The organism is Pseudoclavibacter sp. Z016, from assembly GCF_002931215.1.
GTDB lineage: Bacteria > Actinomycetota > Actinomycetes > Actinomycetales > Microbacteriaceae > Pseudoclavibacter.
The window spans coordinates 1-15,820 of the sequence record NZ_PSTU01000021.1; the positions used below are offsets into that span (position 1 = coordinate 1).

The 15,820-nt window shown below is 70.4% G+C and carries 17 protein-coding genes and 1 tRNA gene; 9 read left to right on the forward strand and 9 right to left on the reverse strand.

Features of this window, described 5'->3' with window-relative positions:
• Positions 1-510: 510 nt before the first annotated feature.
• Entirely contained in the window at positions 511-1,188 is a 678-nt protein-coding gene (locus tag C5B99_RS17555) for an SRPBCC domain-containing protein (protein ID WP_104244486.1), read from the reverse strand.
• A 199-nt stretch (positions 1,189-1,387) separates the two neighbouring features.
• A complete protein-coding gene (locus tag C5B99_RS17560) occupies positions 1,388-2,677 on the reverse strand; it encodes an MFS transporter (protein ID WP_258063545.1) in 1,290 nt (429 codons plus the stop codon).
• Between the two features lie 166 nt (positions 2,678-2,843).
• Between C5B99_RS17560 and C5B99_RS17565 the strand changes: the two genes are divergently transcribed.
• A tRNA-Arg gene (locus C5B99_RS17565) sits at positions 2,844-2,916 on the forward strand.
• A gap of 145 nt (positions 2,917-3,061) precedes the next feature.
• Here the strand turns inward: C5B99_RS17565 and C5B99_RS17570 are convergent.
• Positions 3,062-3,307: a hypothetical protein gene (locus C5B99_RS17570; RefSeq protein WP_104244490.1), complete on the reverse strand. Its 246-nt coding sequence runs from the start codon at positions 3,305-3,307 to the stop codon at positions 3,062-3,064.
• Positions 3,308-3,442: 135 nt separating this feature from the next.
• Here C5B99_RS17570 and C5B99_RS17575 point away from each other — a divergent pair, with 135 nt between their 5' ends.
• On the forward strand, positions 3,443-3,757 hold the full coding sequence (locus C5B99_RS17575; RefSeq protein WP_104244492.1) for a heavy metal-binding domain-containing protein: 315 nt from the start codon (positions 3,443-3,445) through the stop codon (positions 3,755-3,757).
• 56 nt (positions 3,758-3,813) lie between these two features.
• On the opposite strand, the gene C5B99_RS17580 is transcribed toward C5B99_RS17575, so the two are convergent.
• Entirely contained in the window at positions 3,814-5,139 is a 1,326-nt protein-coding gene (locus C5B99_RS17580) for an FAD/NAD(P)-binding oxidoreductase (RefSeq protein ID WP_104244494.1), read from the reverse strand.
• 156 nt (positions 5,140-5,295) lie between these two features.
• Positions 5,296-5,886 carry a TetR/AcrR family transcriptional regulator gene (locus C5B99_RS17585; protein WP_104244496.1) on the reverse strand — a complete coding sequence of 197 codons (591 nt, stop codon included), beginning with the start codon at positions 5,884-5,886 and terminating at the stop codon, positions 5,296-5,298.
• A 114-nt stretch (positions 5,887-6,000) separates the two neighbouring features.
• Here C5B99_RS17585 and C5B99_RS17590 point away from each other — a divergent pair, with 114 nt between their 5' ends.
• Positions 6,001-6,810, forward strand: coding sequence for an SDR family NAD(P)-dependent oxidoreductase (locus C5B99_RS17590; protein ID WP_104244498.1), 810 nt, complete (start codon positions 6,001-6,003; stop codon positions 6,808-6,810).
• Positions 6,807-7,856, forward strand: a complete 1,050-nt coding sequence (locus tag C5B99_RS17595; protein ID WP_104244500.1) for a 2,3-butanediol dehydrogenase — start codon at positions 6,807-6,809, stop codon at positions 7,854-7,856. Before C5B99_RS17590 ends, C5B99_RS17595 begins: the two co-directional genes overlap by 4 nt.
• A gap of 57 nt (positions 7,857-7,913) precedes the next feature.
• On the opposite strand, the gene C5B99_RS17600 is transcribed toward C5B99_RS17595, so the two are convergent.
• From C5B99_RS17600 to C5B99_RS17610, 3 genes are all read right to left on the reverse strand, one after another.
• Complete coding sequence (locus tag C5B99_RS17600) at positions 7,914-8,141, reverse strand: DUF1272 domain-containing protein (protein ID WP_104244502.1); 228 nt, start codon at positions 8,139-8,141, stop codon at positions 7,914-7,916.
• Positions 8,141-8,761, reverse strand: coding sequence for a DJ-1/PfpI family protein (locus C5B99_RS17605; RefSeq protein WP_104244504.1), 621 nt, complete (start codon positions 8,759-8,761; stop codon positions 8,141-8,143). Before C5B99_RS17605 ends, C5B99_RS17600 begins: the two co-directional genes overlap by 1 nt.
• Positions 8,762-8,929: 168 nt before the next feature.
• Positions 8,930-9,328, reverse strand: coding sequence for a hypothetical protein (locus C5B99_RS17610; protein WP_104244506.1), 399 nt, complete (start codon positions 9,326-9,328; stop codon positions 8,930-8,932).
• A gap of 286 nt (positions 9,329-9,614) precedes the next feature.
• Here C5B99_RS17610 and C5B99_RS17615 point away from each other — a divergent pair, with 286 nt between their 5' ends.
• Positions 9,615-10,079, forward strand: coding sequence for a DUF6892 domain-containing protein (locus tag C5B99_RS17615; protein WP_104244548.1), 465 nt, complete (start codon positions 9,615-9,617; stop codon positions 10,077-10,079).
• 161 nt (positions 10,080-10,240) lie between these two features.
• On the opposite strand, the gene C5B99_RS17620 is transcribed toward C5B99_RS17615, so the two are convergent.
• Positions 10,241-11,221 carry an NAD(P)H-quinone oxidoreductase gene (locus C5B99_RS17620; RefSeq protein WP_104244508.1) on the reverse strand — a complete coding sequence of 327 codons (981 nt, stop codon included), beginning with the start codon at positions 11,219-11,221 and terminating at the stop codon, positions 10,241-10,243.
• Positions 11,222-11,260: 39 nt separating this feature from the next.
• On the opposite strand from C5B99_RS17620, the gene C5B99_RS17625 reads away from it, so the two are divergent.
• The 4 genes from C5B99_RS17625 to C5B99_RS17640 all read left to right on the forward strand — a co-directional run bounded on the left by C5B99_RS17625 (position 11,261) and on the right by C5B99_RS17640 (position 15,804).
• Complete coding sequence (locus tag C5B99_RS17625) at positions 11,261-12,124, forward strand: MurR/RpiR family transcriptional regulator (protein ID WP_104244510.1); 864 nt, start codon at positions 11,261-11,263, stop codon at positions 12,122-12,124.
• A 988-nt stretch (positions 12,125-13,112) separates the two neighbouring features.
• The gene (locus C5B99_RS19420; RefSeq protein ID WP_181058170.1) at positions 13,113-13,796 is read left to right on the forward strand and encodes a tyrosine-protein phosphatase; all 684 of its coding nucleotides are present in this window, start codon (positions 13,113-13,115) and stop codon (positions 13,794-13,796) included.
• Complete coding sequence (locus C5B99_RS17635) at positions 13,793-14,764, forward strand: metallophosphoesterase (protein WP_258063546.1); 972 nt, start codon at positions 13,793-13,795, stop codon at positions 14,762-14,764. Before C5B99_RS19420 ends, C5B99_RS17635 begins: the two co-directional genes overlap by 4 nt.
• Positions 14,761-15,804 (forward strand): ABC transporter substrate-binding protein, encoded by a 1,044-nt coding sequence (locus tag C5B99_RS17640; protein WP_104244514.1) that lies wholly within the window; start codon positions 14,761-14,763, stop codon positions 15,802-15,804. The genes C5B99_RS17635 and C5B99_RS17640 overlap by 4 nt, the downstream gene beginning before the upstream one ends.
• The last annotated feature ends 16 nt before the right edge of the window (positions 15,805-15,820 follow it).

Genomic DNA, 15,820 nt, shown 5'->3' on the forward strand with positions numbered 1-15,820 from the left:
GCCCCGCCGCGCAGGCCCGCCCATCCACCTTCCCAATCTGGCGCACCCCCTCCGCTGCCCAGGGCTGACTTGTGGTCGTTTCGGGCCCGGAATGACGACCACAAGTCAGCCCTGGGCGCCGGAGGGGGCAGCGAGGGCCAGCGCGAGGGCGAGGGCGAGCGCGAGGGCGAGGGCGAGGGGGCTGGAGGCAGGGCGGCGGCTGAGGCGTCGAGTCGGTCGCGGGTCGAGAGGCGCGAGTCGAGAGGCGGGAGTTGAGAGCCGCGGGTCGAGAGGCGCGAGTCGAGAGGCGCGGGTCGGGAGGTCGGATTCGGGGTTCGCTAGCTGGGAATCGGGATCGGGATTCCGGATTCGGGGTTCGCGAGACGGGATTCGGGAACGCGGGTCCGGGCTCGGGAGACTGCAGCGGTATGGCCGTGGACGCAGGCGGTCGGGCCGTCGAAGATCGGGGTCTGCCGTGTCGAAGCTCTGGGGTCAGCCGCGCCGAAGCTCAGGCGTCTGCTGCGCGGAAGATCAGGCGTCTGCCGCGTCGAGGCCGTCGAGGTAGGCGTCGGTGGTGCGTTTCTGCGCGGCGCGAGCGTCTGCCTCGTCCGAGCCGGCAGCGATGGAGGCATCCGCCCACGATTCGGCGCTCAGCATGAGGAAGCTCCGCGCGTCGTCGCCCCGCACCCACGAGGTTGTCTCGAGGGGAACGGTCGCGCCAGCCTCGAGGTGGTGGGCGAGGCTCGCGAAGCTCAGATCCCAGCCGACTCCGGTCGCGCCGACGCCGAACTTGGGCCACGTCTCCTCGTCGGTCGGGGAGTGGTGTTCGAGGGTGAGCGTGGCGTGGGCCTCGTCGACCTTCGTGAAGTGGGCCTCGATGTGCGTGTGCTCGCCGTCGTACTCCCAGGTCAGCGTGAACGAGTCCGGGGCGTGGCAGCCGGTGATGTGCCCGTGCGCGTTGTCCTGGATCTGGTAGGTGCCGCCCTGGCGCAGGCTGCCGTCGACGGGCGCGAACCATTGGGCGAGGCGGGCGATCTCGGTGGCCGCCGACCACAGCGAGCTGCGCTTCGCGGCGAACGTCTGCGTGAGGGTGATGACGAAGCCGTCGTGGCCGTCGAGTTCCTGCATCCGCACCGAACGGGTGACGGCGGCCAGCTGGGTGGCGCTGTCGAAGGTCGATGTGCTGGTAGAGGTGGGCGCCTTCGTCATGTGCCCTCCTTCTGTGTCGGTGCTGGGTTGGGATGCGGTGCTTGGGCAGCGTGCCGGTGCCGCGTGCGTGGGGCGGCGTGTGCGCGCGTTCCTAGCGTCGCACTTCGGCGTTCACCTTGGCAGGCCCCGCGCGGGGTTGCCTGTGACGATTACGTGAAGTTGCGGTTGCGGACGTGCGACGACGCTGCGCGTTGGCGGGTCAGGGGACGCGAACCGCCTGGGTGGCGGCGGTCTCACCCTTCCAGGGGAGCAGGAAGAGGGCGAGGAGCCCGGCGATGATGGTGAGGCCACCGACCATCCAGATGACGCCCGGCCAGTCGAAGTGCTGGAAGAAGACGCCGCCGAGGAACCCGAAGAGGCTTGAACCGCCGTAGTAGCCGAGGTTGTAGAGCGCGGTTGCCTGGGCGCGGCCGCGGGTCGGGTAGGCGCCTGCCCAGCCGACGGCGACGGAGTGCGCGCCGAAGAAGGCGGCCGTGAAGATCGCGAGGCCGGTGATGACGAGCCACAGCTGCGGCGCGAGGGTGAGCGCGAGGCCGCCGAGGGAGACGGCCGTGGATGCGAGGAGCACGACCTTGCGTCCGTGACGGCCGGCGAGGCGCGCGATGAAGGGCGAGGAGAACGAGCCGGCGAGGTAGGTGACGAAGACGAGCGACACGAGCCAGACGGGGAGGAAGTAGGGCGACTGCGTGAGGTGGAAGCCGAGGAAGTTGTAGACGGCGACGAATCCGCCCATGAGGAAGAAGCCCTGCGCGAAGAGGCCGAGCATCCTGGTGCTGGAGAGGTGCGCGGCGATGGCCTTCCATGCGCGGCCGATGCTCGCGCCGAGGGTTCCGCCCGCGTGCTTGGCGAGCGGGGCGAACCCGCGCGGCTTGGGGATGAGCCAGATGAAGAGCACCGCCATGGCGACGGAGATGAGGGACACGGTGAGGAGGCCCAGCCGCCAGTCGAGGAGCTCGGCGACGGGGGTCGGCACGATGCGGCCACCGAGTCCACCGAGGGTGTTGCCGGCGACGAAGGTGCCGGCTGCTCCTGCAGCGGCAGTGGGGTGCAGCTCCTCGTTGAGGTAGGCGATGGCGCAGGCGGGGACGCCGCCGAGCGCGAGCCCCTCGAGGAGGCGCAGCGCGAGCGCCAGCTCGAAGCTCGGCATGAGGATCATGAGCAGACCGAGCACGGTGGCGCTCGAGATGGAGATCGTGATGGCCCGGACGCGCCCCATCCGGTCGGCTGCTATCGACCAGGGCAGGACGGAGATGGCGACGCCGAGGGTGCCCATCGACACCATGAGCGCCGCCGTCGCGGGGTCGATCGCGAAGGTCGTCGAGATCTCGGGCAGCAGCGCCTGTGGGGCGTAGAGCTGCGCGAACGTCGCGAACCCCGCGCAGAGCATCGCGAGTTGAATGCGTCGGTAGTCGCGGGACCCGCCGAGGTGTCCGAGCCAGGGGTTGCCGGTGGATGGGGGCTTCGGGGTGCTGGCGCGGTCAGGGGTCACTCGTTCGAGGGTACTCCGGGGGTTTCGTCCGAGCATTGTGCGTCTGCATGGGTGCGCGCGGATCGTTCGTGGTCTTGCCCGAAATGACGGGCGACCCGCCGGGTTTGCGGTGCGCCAGGGTCGTGTGTAAGCTATCCCCTGGTCAATCGCGCAAGCGAAAGACTGGGCGCCCGTAGCTCAACGGATAGAGCATCTGACTACGGATCAGAAGGTTAGGGGTTCGAATCCCTTCGGGCGCACGGTACCAGAGCTTCCAGGCTCGAGTACGAAGCTCTGTGTTGAGACAGATGCAGGAAAGGCTCGCGAAAGCGGGCCTTTTTTGTTTGCCGTCGTGGGGCCGTCTCAGTCGCTCGAGGACGGAGAGCGTCGTGCGGCCCGGTTGGCTCACGCGTCCGCGCGTGCGATGCGCACGAGGGCGATCAGGCCAAGGACAAGCAGCACGAGCGCGCTCGCGGGCACCAGCATGAGGCCGGCGTAGCCGAGGCCCACGAGGAACTCGGCAGTGCCCGGGTCGGCCGTGTCCGGGTGGCCAGCTGCGAGGGCGCCGGCAGGACCGAAGGCGGCGGCAGCCGCGAAGGCGGCGAGGCTGAGCCCCAGCACGACGGTGACGATGGCGAGCGCACGCTTCATGCTCTCGAGCCTCCCACACGAGCGTCCCAAGCGAGCCGCCGAGCGCCCCCGAGCCTCCCAAGCGAGCCTTCCGCTCGAGCCGGAGGAGGTGTCCGAGGACTTCCCGTGGTGCCCCGGATTCGGTAGCGTTCCCTCATGATCATCGTGACGACCAATGACGTTCCCGGCACATCCATCTCGAGCGTCATCGGCGAGGTCTCGGGCCTCACTGTGCGCTCGCGGAACATCGGTGCGCAGTTCGCGGCCGGTTTCAAGTCGCTCGGCGGCGGTGAGCTGAAGGGCCTCACGACGCAGCTCGAGCAGGCCCGGGCGGAAGCCGTCGCTCGCCTCAAGGCGGCAGCGGAGGCGGCCGGAGCGAACGCCGTCGTCGCGATGCGCTACGACTCGAACGAGATCGACCAGAACTACCAGGAGATCGTCGCCTACGGCACGGCCGTCGTCATCGCCTGAGCCTGAGCCTGAGCCTGAGTGAAACCCGGCCAGCACCTCTCGCGAATCGCCTCACGCTACGCGCGGCCCTTGAGGATGAGGTTCCAGTAGACCCACGGCAGCACGCGTCGGTCGAAGACCCAGGTGAGCCGACGCTCGCGCGCGAGTCCCTTCCAGAAGGGGATACTCGGGCGCGGCTGCCCATCGGCGTCGAACTCCGCGAAGACCACGCGCGAGCGTGAGACCGTGAACGGAGCGACGGTGTAGCCGTCGTACTCGCTCCGCGCGCCGTTTCCGCCGAGCACGCCGACGAGGTTCTCGGCGAGGGCCTTCGTCTGCTTCCGCAGTGCCCCGCCGGAGCGCTGGCTCCCCGAGACGGCGGCGTCGCCGAGCGACCACACGTTCGGGTAGCGCCGGTGCTGCAGGGTGCGCCCGTCCACGTCGACGAATCCACCCTCGCTGCCAGTCAGCGGCACCGCCGCGGCGAGACCCGCCTCGGCGATCCAGGCGGGAGCCCGTTGCGGGGGTTCCACGACGAGGGCGTCGTAGTGGATGCGCTCGGGCTCGCCTTTGGGCTCGCCTTCGACGTCGGCCGTGGTACCGACAGTCGCCTTGCCGATGACCGCGGTGCTGCTGTCGGCGATCACCTCGCTGAGCCGCGATTCGCGGCGCACCTCGATGCCGTATTCGTCGACCTTGCGCTCGAGTTCCGCGTCGATCTCCGGCACACCGAGCGGCGTGGCGTCCGGCAGCACCAGCACGACCCGAATGCGGTCGAGCACGCCCCGTGCGCGCCAGTAGTCGCACGCCAGGTACATGGGCTTCTGGATGGCGCCGGCGAACGAGGCAGGCTCGGGGGCCTGCACGAACACGGCGGTGCCGTCCCGCAGGTCGCGGAGAAGGTGCGAGGTCTTGTCGGCGAGCCTGATCTCATAGCTGGATGCGACGCGCGGCGACTGCAGGGCTGCGCGCAGGCCGGGGATCGCATCCCAGTCCTGCACGATGCCCGGGCAGACGATGAGGTGCTCGTAGCCGACTCGTCGGCCGGATTCGAGGACCAGCGATGAGGTCTCGGGGTCGACGGAGGCGACGGCGTCGCGGAGGAGCGTCACTCCCGTCGGCATGACGTCGGCCTGCGGTCGAGTCGCCTGGCTCGCCTTCGCGGTGCCGCCGGCGACGTGCGAGAGCATGGGCTGGTAGACGTGGTTGACGCGCGGCTCGATGACGGTGATGTCGGGGATGCCGGCTCGCTGCAGTCGGCCCGCGACGGAGAGGCCCGCGTTTCCGCCGCCGATGACGAGCACGCGGTACGTGGTGAGCGTGGGCTGCTGTGTCGGCTGTTTCGCTGCCTGCTGCGCAGACTGCTTCGTTGGCTGGGCGTCGCCGTTCGAGGTGGTGGTCATCAGAGCGACGCTAGCCGCCGGACGGCGTCGCGGACCCGTGACCGGGGCATGGTCACGCAACTCCCAGCCTGCTGCCACGCTCAGGAAACAGCATCGTCAAAACATGCGGGTCGCTGCCGGGCGCCGGCCGCCGGCCCACCCCAGCCCACTCCAGGCCTACGCCCGGCCGAGCCACCAATCGGGGGAGGCGGCGATGATCGTGCGGGCTGCCGCATCCACGTCGTCGACCTCCCCGGACCGGAGCCACTCCTCGATGGCGCTGACGGTGCCTCCGCCGGCGTAGGCGATGAGGAGGCGCGCGTGGCGTTCGCGGTCGATGCCGGGCTGGGCTGTCGGCGCGATCTCGGGGTGGCGGTCGAGGTGCGTGCGGAGGCCGGTCTCGATGCGGTCGACGAGGGTGTCGCGGACGGCCCCGGTGAGTCGCGGCGACATGGCGTTGCGGTAGATCTTCGCGTGGCGAGCAACGTGCCGCAGGAGCTCGCGCTCCGGTTCGTCGAAGACGCTGAGCTCGCTGCCGCTGCTGGCTGGCAGTGATTCGAGGGGTGCCATGAGGGTGTCGATCTCCTCGCCAAGGAACGCCGCGAGGAGGTGCTCTGGCGTGGGTGCGTGCCGGTAGAAGGTGTCGCGGGTGATGCTGGCGGCTCTGGCGACCTGCGCCACGGTGACATCGGCGATGGGCTGCGCGGCCGCGAGCTCGTAGATCGCCGCGCGGAGGGCGGTGCGTGTTCGTGCCTGACGCGGATCCATCCGCCCACCCTATGGGCTGCGGGGTGGGTCCACAGCAAACTATCTGACAGGTGCCTGATAACCGGCGTACGCTAGGACGGCACGCCAACGACGGCGGGCAGAACGGAGTGAGCAATGTCGCAAGCAGCAGACACGACCGCAACCGGCCCAGGCCGATTCGCCGGCAAGGTCGCGATCGTCACGGGAGGCGTCTCGGGCATCGGGGCCAAGATCACGGAGCGCCTCGTCGCCGAAGGCGCCAGTGTCGTCGTCGCCGACATCAACGCCGAGCTCGTCGCCGCAGCAGGCGAGACCTTCGGTGGCGACGTCATCGGCCGCCGCACCGACGTGACCGACGAGGACGACTTCGCAGGTCTGATCGCCGAGACGGTCGAGAAATTCGGCACGCTGGACGCGCTCTTCAACGTCGCGGGAGGGTCCCGCTCGGGCACGCTCACCGACATCTCGTTCGCCGACTGGGACTTCACGGTCCGCCTCAACCTCTACAGCGCCTTCAACGGCACCCGCCTCGCGGCCCGCCAGTTCCTCGCCGAGGGCAAGGCTGGGGCGATCGTCAACGTCGCCTCCCTCAACTCGCTCGTGCCGATGCACTTCGGTGTCGGCTACACGGCTTCCAAGGCCGCGGCTGTCATGCTCACGAAGCAGGCGGCGCTCGAGCTCGGCGAGCACGGCATCCGCGTGAACGCCGTCTCGCCCGGCCTCGTCGCGACCCCGCTCACGAAGGGCCTCACCGACATTCCCGGCGTGCAGGAGGCGTACGACGAGCGCATCCCCTTCCGCCGCGCGGCGCAGCCGGAGGAGATCGCATCGGCCGCGCTGTTCCTCGCGAGCGACGACGCTTCCTACATCTCCGGCGACAACCTGGTCGTCGACGGTGCCTGGTCGACGACCGGCTACCCCGACCTGCGGAAGTTCCTCGCATGAAGGCCGCGGTGTTCCACGGCAAGGAGGACGTGCGCGTCGAGGAGGTCGCCGAACCCACGCCCGGCCCGGGCCAGGTGAAGCTGCGCAACGCGTACGCCGGCATCTGCGGCTCCGATCTGCACGTCTACTACGCGCCGGAGAGCTCGGGCCTCGACTTCGAGCATCCGCACCCCGTCACGGGTTCGCTGCCGCCGCAGATCCTGGGCCACGAGTTCTCCGGAACCGTCGTCGAGCTCGGCGAGGGCGTCGACTCGGTGCAGCTCGGCGACCGCGTCGCGGTGTGGCCGATCTACGCGTGCGGCGAGTGCGCGGCCTGCCGTCGCGGCAAGCCGAACGTGTGCACGAAGATCGGCTTCCACGGCCTCTCCTCGCACGGTGGGGGCATGGCCGAATTCACGACGGTGGATGCGAGCAAGCTGCACGTGCTGCCCGAGAACGTCGACCTGCGCCTGGGGGCGCTCGTCGAGCCGATGGCGGTCGCATGGCACGCGGTCGAGCAGAGCGGCGTGCAGGCCGGGCAGACGGCGCTCATCTCGGGTGCCGGCCCGATCGGCATCGGCGTGTGGTTCGCGTTGCGCGCCAAGGGCGTCGAGACGGTCATCGTGTCCGAGCCGAGCGAGGGTCGCCGGTCTGCGATCGCCGGCGTCGGAGCGGCGAACCTCGTCGACCCGACGACGGAGGACCTCTCGGCTCGGGTCGCTGAGATCACTGGCGGGGACGGCGTGGATGTCGCCTTCGACGCTGCCGGAGTCGGGCCAGCTGTCGCGGCCTCGCTCGCGAACCTGACTCCCGGTGGGCGCGTCGTGGTCGTCGCCATCCACGAGCGGCCCATGGATTTCCTGCCGACGCAGCTCGTCATGGGCGAGACGGCGATCGTGGGCACCCTCGCCTACCTGCAGAGCGACTTCGACGCGGTCATCGCCGCGATGGCGGCTGGCGGATACACGGCTGACGGCTGGGTCGACGACGTCGCCGTCGACGACGTGGTCGGGGCGATCGAGAGCCTCCGCGCGGGCAAGGGCATGAAGGTGCTCGTGCGGGCTTAGCGTTCGTGCGGGCCTGATCTGCGTGTTGGCCTGGCCGGAGCGCCGGGAGCCGCGTCGCTACCCGCCGTGCACCCGAACGGTGCTCGGCGGGTTCGCGGCGAGCTTCGAGGCCGGGCGCACGGGGCGACGCTCGAGGTTGCCGCCGCAGTTCGGGCACGCCCGACCCTCGAACGTGGCCGCGCAGTCGCCGCACCACGTGCACTCGAAGGTGCAGATGTAGGCCTCAGCGTGCGGGGGCAGGTCGATGTCGCAGCGTTCGCAGTTCGGGCGCAGCTCGAGGGCCATCAGGCGAGTCCGTTCTTCTCGGCGAACGGGTCCCAGCTCGCGTCCGTGTGCACGTCGAGTTCGGCGGCGTCGCTGACCCTCGCCGCGACGTCAGCGCCGTGGATCGAGGCGATGATGGCGGCGGTCATGTCCATCCCCGCGGCCACCCCGGAGGAAGTCCACCGGTTTCCGTCCTCGACCCAACGCGCCTGCGGGATCCACTCGACCGAGGTGCCGTGCGACGCCGCCCAGGCGAACGCCCGCTTGTTGGAGGTGGCCCGGAGCCCGTCGAGCAGACCGGCCGCCGCGAGCAGCGCGGAACCCGTGCAGACGGACGTCACGAGGCGCGCATCCGCCGCCCACTCAGCGAGCCAGCCGAGGAACCCGGCGTCGACGGCGAGGGCGCGCGTGCCCTGCCCACCGGGGACGAGCACGATGTCGGGCCGCGTGGCGTCGGCGAAGCCGCTGGTCGCGATGACCTCGGGTCCCTGCGAGCTGCGCACCGGCCCAGCGTGCGGTGCGATCAGCTCGACGTCGAAGAGCGACGGGTCGAGCCGGAACAGCTCCACCGGGCCGAACACGTCGAGGAGCTCGAACCCCTCGAACAGGACAACGGAGATGCGACGCTTCGCTTCAGGCATGTCCGCATTCTCGCAGGAGGACGATCGTTCTGCGCTGGATTGCGGCGTTCCGCGATGGTTGCCCTGTGACGAGCCGCCTGCGAGGGAAATGTCCGAGTCGGGATATCTCCGAGACGGGGCCGCCGAGCGTGGACTCCTCCGAGCAGGTTCGTCTCTGAGCAGGTTCGTCTACGAGAAGAGCGGTGACGCTGGGCTTTCGCTGACACTCGCGACGAAGCTGGTGAGCAGCTCGCGGTCGCTCGCTGCGCTGCGATTCGCGTGGTCCGCCCCGAAGAGCAGATGCAGGGTGCGCACCTCGCGTCCCGTCTGCTCGTCGAACTTGATCTCGTCGACCGCTTCCCGCACGGACCAGCTCGTGGACCGCGCCGACATGTGGCCCGCGCGGCCGAACGTGTACGCGGCCGCGAGGTTCGCGAAGAACAGCCAGTCGTCGCCGGCCACCTTCACCGCGTACCCGCGCTCACGCGTCCACGTGTCTCCGGACCTCGGCCTCGGCAGAGAGTCGGCCTCCACGATGTGGTCGTAGTCGGCTTCGGATGTGCGGCTTCCGCCTGCAACTCGGCACATGGGACCCCCCCCCGGAATCGATGTCGATGCCGTGGACTCTATGCTCCTCGCGAGCCTTCCGGAACGTGCTGCCGGGTCTCTCCCGCATAGCCTGCGCAACAACGCGAAAGCGGCCAGGCCCGGTGCCCGCGTGCCTCCCCCTCCACGCCCCGCTCGCCGAGTCGCCTCACGCCCCGCTCGCCGAGTCGAGAAGTGAGTTGTGGTCGTCAAGCGATGGCCTGAGCGACCACAATTCGGCCCTGGGCATCTCGGCGGACGCTCAAGTGCTTCCGCCAGCATGGCCCGCATGAGCGATTCCACCAAGACCCAGCCCGCCGGCGACCTGCCCAGCGAGGCGATCGACTTCGCCGACCTCAACTTCAAGCTCGCCGTCATCCAGGAGCTGATGTACGAGCAGGAGCTGCTGACCCCGCAGTTCGTGCTCGCGGATTTTCTCGAAGAGCACGTCGACCGCGAGATCGACCTCTCGCAGGAGATCACCGAGCCGATCCCCGAGGTGCTCGAGTACTTCCGCTCGCTGCCCGTGCCCAGTGAATATGCGCCGAGCGTCGAGGAGCTCTTCCAGGATGGCGGGAACGACATCTACCTGGAGATCGCCCCGCAGTGGGGCGGCGACGACTCCACCTTCGATATCGCCGACTTCACCGACACGCGCCACTTCCCGAACCTCACGTCGATGACCCTGCTCGGGGTCGACGACGAGGTCATCGAGGGGCTCCGTCGGAAGGGCATCGACGCGCAGCTGCTCTGAGGGGCAGGCGGTGCGCGCCGGTGGATGAGCCCAGGCCTGCGCGCACCGGTGGATGAGCGTCGGTCGGCGGGTGTCCGCCAGCGCGCGTCTGCCGCTTTGCATCGGTCGGTGAGGGCCACCCGGTGCGCACGGGCGGATCAGCCTCGGGTCCTGCGCGCCGGTCAGCGCACGGCGAGGAGGATCTTGCCGATGTGCTCGCCGGACTCCATGCGCTGGTGTGCTCGATGCGTGAAGTCGAGGGTCTCGACGGTGTCGAGGAGGGGGCGCACCTTGCCGGCCTCGACGAGCGGCCACACGTGCTCGCGCACCTGGGCGATGACCGCACGCCGCTCTTCCAGGGGGCGGGCGCGCAGGGTCGTGCCCCAGATGCGGCCGCGCTTCTGCATGAGGCGGCCGACGTTGATGGTCGCTTCGTTGCCGCCCTGCGCCGCGATGACCATGATCCGGCCGCCGGTGGCGAGCGCGTTGACGTCGCGGGCGAGGTAGTCGCCGCCGATCATGTCGAGCACGACGTCGACGCCGCGGCCTCCCGTGGCTTGCGCGATGACGTCGACGAAGTCCTCGTCGCGGTAGTTGATGCCTCGGGTCGCGCCGAGCTGCTCCGTCATGGCGACCTTCTCTGGCGTGCCGGCGGTGGCGTAGACGGTCACTCCGAGGGCGGTCGCGAGCTGGATGGCGATCGTGCCGACCCCGCTCGTGCCGCCGTGCACGAGGAGCGTCTCGCCCGCTTCGAGGCCAGCGCTCATGAAGAGGTTCGACCAGACGGTCGCGACGGCTTCCGGGAGGCCGGCGGCTTCGACGAGGTCGACTCGCCGCGGCTTGGGGAGCACGAGGCCCTCGTCGACCGCGACCCGGTCGGCGTAGCCGCCGCCGGGGAGGAGCGCGACGACGTAGTCTCCGACCTTCCAGGCGGTCACGGATGCTCCGATCTCGACGACGGTTCCGCTCACCTCGAGACCTGGCCAGGCCGGGGCGCCATCGGGGGAGGGGTACTTGCCTTCGCGTTGCGCGACGTCGGCGCGATTCACGCCGGCAGCCGCGACATCGATGATGACCTCGAACGGCCCTGGGGTCGGCTCGTCGACGTCGGAGAGGACGAGGGCGTCTGGCCCGCCGGGGGTAGGAACCGTGATTGCACGCATGCTGGTCAGTGTTTCACGCGGACGTGTACCCTCCGTCTCATGTCAGGGCCAGTGCACGATCCAGAGCGGCTGCGGGGCGTGACGCGCCCGGAGCTGAGCGTGCTCGCCCGCGTGCGCGCCGCATCCGCCGCCCTCGGCCCGAGTGAGCGCAAGGTCGCGCACATGGTGCTCGCCAGGCCGGATGAGATCGTGGAGTGGTCGACGGCGGAGCTCGCGGACGCCGCGGGCACGTCGACGGCCACGGTCATCCGCGCCTGCCAGAGCCTCGGGTTCCGCGGCTTCCAGCATCTCCGCCTCGACCTCGCGCGATCGGCGCCGCTCGCCCCGCGGGAGCAGGGGACCGTGCGAGAGGCGAGCACGTTCGACGATGCGATCGACGCGGTCCGGCTCGCGCAGGAGAGCGTCGACCCTGAGCGCATCGTCGCGGCTGTCGCGGCGCTCCGGGGCGCCCGCCGCGTCGTGCTCGTCGGCAGCGGCTTCTCGGGGCCCCCGCTGCAGGACTTCGCGATGCGCCTGAGCACGCTCGGTCACTCCGTCGAGGCTCCCGTGGATGCGCTCGCGCAGCAGTTCGCGGTGCGCTCGCTCTCGAGCGGTGACGTGTGCCTCGCCCTCAGCTACTCCGGTGCGAACGTGCAGTCGCTGCGGGCAGCCGAGGCTGCGAGTGCGCAGGGCGCCACCGTGGTGCTGGTCACGAGCTACGCGCGCTCGCCGCTCGGACGGGTCGCCGACGTGGTCGTGACGACCGGACCCGCGGGCACCGCCCACGACATCGATCCGTTCCTCGCGCGGCTCGGCCACACGATCGTGCTCCACGCGTTCCACTCTGCGCTGTCGGAGCTCATCGGCGGCGACGAGGTCGTCGGCATGCGGCACGTCGTGGCCGACGCGCTCTCGGAAGACTGACCTCCGAGGTGTGGCCTCCGAGGCCTGGCCTGTGAGGCCTGATCTGCGACGACTGGCCTGCGAGGTGCCCTCGCACCCGCAATCCCGGCGCATGCCAGCCCTCTCGCGTCGCCGTCTCCTGCGCCGCGTCGTGCCGGCTGGGTCGTGGCGGCCGGGTCGTGCCGGCTGGGGCCCAAGGGGTGGAGTCGAAGCGTGGAGTCGCTTCGTGCGGGGTTTTCGCCACCGTGATGGGTTCTGCGGAGGCGCGTGCGGGGTTTCAGTGACTGGTGATGGGTAAAAACCCATCACGGATGCGAAAAGCCCGCACGGCCCGGGCGGCGGAGATGAGGACGCAGGCGGGGACGGGCGCGTAGAGCGGGACGGGACGGGGCTCAGGCCGCGCCGCGCCGGGTCGCGCCGGCTGGGTCATGGCGGCTGGGTCCCGAGGGGTGGAGTGGATGCGTGGAGTCAAGGCGTGCGGGGTTTTCGCCACCGTGATGGGTTCTGCGGAGGCGCGTGCGGGGTTTCGGTGACTGGTGATGGGTAAAAACCCATCACGGTTGCGAAAAGCCCGCACATCCCATTGGTTGTGGACGTGGACGTGGACGTGGACGTGGACGCAGACGGAAGCGGGGACGCGGACATGGACCTAGGCGGGGAGCAGCCCACGCCGCGCCGCCTGAAGCTGTGGAACCACGCCACGCCACGCCACGCCGCATCGCGCCGCGCCCGCATCGCGCCGCGCCCGCATCGCACCGCACCGCACCGAACCGCGCGCAACCTGACCGTTCTCTCACGCGTCCGCAGTCCAGCACCTGCGCGCGCGGCGATCTGGCTGGTCATCCTCAGCCCCTCAGTCCTTGCGCGCACTCGTCTCCCGGAGTTCATCCGCGCGCTCGACGCTCGTCACCGCGCGTTCACTCTCGCTCGTCACACTCCCGATGTAACAACGTTCCAGGCCCTGCGGAATCAATGTAACGGGCCGGATTCCACGCAACGGGAGGTGCTCGTGAGGGCAATCGAGATCGACGGGCTGTTCAACGCCCGCGCAGCCAGCACGACGTCACCCTGGATCGTGCGCGCCGGATCACCGGACGCGCTCGCCGCCGACGGCGAGGCCGCGCTGCGTGCCCTGGGCGTCTCGCTCATCCTCGACCTCCGCGAGCGCGCCGAGTCCGGCGAGCGCGAGCACGGTGTCCCGGTGCGCCAAGTGCCGCTGTACGGCAGCGAGCCCCCCGTCGCGGGACGCCTCGAGGACATCTACGAGACGCTCCTCCGGGGGCGGGGAGGTGCGCTCGCTGAGGCCGTCGCGGTGCTCGCCAACGCGGAACGCGGTGTGCTCGTCCACTGCACTGCCGGCAAGGACCGCACCGGGCTCGTCGTCGCCCTGGCCCAGCTCGTGGGCGGTGCGAGCGAGGCCGACGTGGTGGCCGACTACGTGCTCTCCGGTGTCGAGGTTCGCTCCGTGCGCGAGCCGTACGCGCTCGCCGTCGCCGCCGCCTACCCCGCAGCCCAGCGGGACGAGATCCTCCGCCTGCACCTCGACAGCCCGCCGGAAGCCCTCGAGCATGCGCTCACCATCATCCGCGAGCTCGGCGGCGCCGAAGCGTACCTGCGCCGCCACGGACTCACCGACGAGCAGGTGCTCGCCCTGCGCAGCAAGGCCGCCCAGGCAGCCTCGGTTCGGTCGTGAGCGCTGACGTGCACGCGAGCACTGCGGCGAACGTGAACACCGACGTGAACGCAGGCACCGCGACGAACGCAGGCGCAGGTGCCGAGGCGACCGCCGCGGCACCGAACCGCACCACGGTGCTCCACCTGAGCGACGTCCACGCCACGGTCGGCGCACCCCTCTACGGGGCGGTCGACGGCATTCGACGGATGCACGCGGCCAGCGACTACGCGAGAGCGGCAGGCGTCACCCCGGAGGTCATCGTGATCAGCGGCGACCTCATCGAACGGCGCAACGAGGGCGCCTACCCGGCGCTTCGCGAGGCGCTCCTCGAGCTCGAAGCGGCGTGGGGCGTGCCTGTGCTCACGGTGCTCGGCAACCACGACGACCGAGACGCGGCGCGCATCCTGCCCGGGCATGCCCTGCCCGACGACACCCTGGCCGACGACACCCTGCCCGACGGCACCCTTCCCACAACTGCCGTGCCGCGGGCCGTGCACGTCGGCGCGTGGCGCTTCGTGCTGCTCGACTCGTCCCCCGGGCGCCTGGGCTCGGAGCAGCTCGCGTGGCTCGACGCGGAGCTCGCGCAGCCGTTCGGCTCCGGCTCGATCATCGTCATGCACCACCCGCCGCTCGGGTCCCCGCTGCCGATGCTCGCCCGCGCCGGGCTCGGCGACGCAGCAGACTTCCTCGACATCGTCGAGGGCACCGACGTCCGGATGATCCTGTCCGGTCACTTCCACCATCCGCTCGCCGCCACGATGCGGGGCGTGCACGTCTCTGTCGGGCCTGCGCTCGCCTACCACCAGGTGATGGACGCAGAACCCGGCACGGTCAGCGGCTTCGACCGCTCGATGTTCTCGCTCGTGCACCTCACGCCGGATGGCGTCAGCGCCTCCAGCGTCACCGTCGAGCATCCCTCCCCGCTCTTCACCCTCAGCCCTTCCCCCGCAGACCCGCTCTCCCCTCGAACAGTTAGGTCATCATGAACTCCCTCCGCACCCCAGCCGCGCTCGCGGCCTTCGGCCTCGCCGGCGTCCTCCTCGCCGGCTGCGCGAGCTCCCCGAGCACCGCGGCGAGTGGCGACGCCAGCCCCGCGGCGGCATCCGCGCTCGAAGCCGCCACCATCACCCTCTACACGTCCGAGCCGCAGGAGAAGGCGGATGCGCTCGTCGCGGCGTTCACCGAGATCCACCCGGAGGTCACGGTGGAGGTGTTCCGTGCCGGCACTGGCGACCTCACGACGCGTGTCGCGACCGAGCAGGCCTCGGGTGGCGTGCAGGCCGACGTGTTCCTCGCCGCCGACGCGGGCACCTTCGAGGACTACGCCGCCGACGAGCTGCTGCTGCAGTACTCGCCGACCGACGTCGAGTCGCTCAACCAGGACGTCGTCGACCCCGAGGGCTACTACACGGGCACGCGCATCATCCCGACCGTCATCGCCTACAACACGGGCCTCGTCACCGAGCCGCCGACGTCGTGGGCTGAGCTCACCGACGCCGAGTACGCGAACAAGCTCGTCATGCCGAACCCCGACGTGTCGGGCGCGGCCGCGTACAACGCCGCCGTGTGGCTCGACGAGCCGGCGCTCGGCGAGCAGTGGCTGACGGACCTCGCCGCGAACGAGCCCGTGATCGCCGACAGCAACGGCCCCGTCTCCCAGGCCATCGCGACGGGCGCGCAGCCCGTCGGGATCGTCGTCGACTACCTGGCCCGCGAGCTCGCCGCCCAGGGGTCGCCCATCGCCGTCTCCTACCCGACGGAGGGCGTGCCGTACGTGTCGCAGCCCGTCGGCATCTTCGCGAACACCGAGGAGGAGGCCGCCTCGAAGGCGTTCGTCGACTTCCTCGTGAGCGCGGAGGGCCAGGAGCTCGCCGTCAGCCAGTCGTACCTGCCGGTGCGCGCCGACGTCGGAACCCCGGAGGGTGCCCCGGCGATGGATGAGATCACGATCCTCTCCCCGGAGCTCGAGACCATCCGCGCCAGCCAGGACGCCGCGGTCGAGAAGTTCCGCACGCTGTTCCTGTAGCGAGCACGCTGTCTCT

Coding starts and splice junctions, on each gene's coding strand:
- C5B99_RS17615 (WP_104244548.1), top strand. CDS start 9,615: ATGAGCGATTCCACCAAGACCCAGCCCGCCGGCGACCTGCCCAGCGAG.
- C5B99_RS17585 (WP_104244496.1), bottom strand. CDS start 5,886: ATGGATCCGCGTCAGGCACGAACACGCACCGCCCTCCGCGCGGCGATC.
- C5B99_RS17595 (WP_104244500.1), top strand. CDS start 6,807: ATGAAGGCCGCGGTGTTCCACGGCAAGGAGGACGTGCGCGTCGAGGAG.
- C5B99_RS17605 (WP_104244504.1), bottom strand. CDS start 8,761: ATGCCTGAAGCGAAGCGTCGCATCTCCGTTGTCCTGTTCGAGGGGTTC.
- C5B99_RS17555 (WP_104244486.1), bottom strand. CDS start 1,188: ATGACGAAGGCGCCCACCTCTACCAGCACATCGACCTTCGACAGCGCC.
- C5B99_RS17580 (WP_104244494.1), bottom strand. CDS start 5,139: ATGACCACCACCTCGAACGGCGACGCCCAGCCAACGAAGCAGTCTGCG.
- C5B99_RS17620 (WP_104244508.1), bottom strand. CDS start 11,221: ATGCGTGCAATCACGGTTCCTACCCCCGGCGGGCCAGACGCCCTCGTC.
- C5B99_RS17600 (WP_104244502.1), bottom strand. CDS start 8,141: ATGGCCCTCGAGCTGCGCCCGAACTGCGAACGCTGCGACATCGACCTG.
- C5B99_RS17640 (WP_104244514.1), top strand. CDS start 14,761: ATGAACTCCCTCCGCACCCCAGCCGCGCTCGCGGCCTTCGGCCTCGCC.
- C5B99_RS17570 (WP_104244490.1), bottom strand. CDS start 3,307: ATGAAGCGTGCGCTCGCCATCGTCACCGTCGTGCTGGGGCTCAGCCTC.
- C5B99_RS17625 (WP_104244510.1), top strand. CDS start 11,261: ATGTCAGGGCCAGTGCACGATCCAGAGCGGCTGCGGGGCGTGACGCGC.
- C5B99_RS17575 (WP_104244492.1), top strand. CDS start 3,443: ATGATCATCGTGACGACCAATGACGTTCCCGGCACATCCATCTCGAGC.
- C5B99_RS17590 (WP_104244498.1), top strand. CDS start 6,001: ATGTCGCAAGCAGCAGACACGACCGCAACCGGCCCAGGCCGATTCGCC.
- C5B99_RS17610 (WP_104244506.1), bottom strand. CDS start 9,328: ATGTGCCGAGTTGCAGGCGGAAGCCGCACATCCGAAGCCGACTACGAC.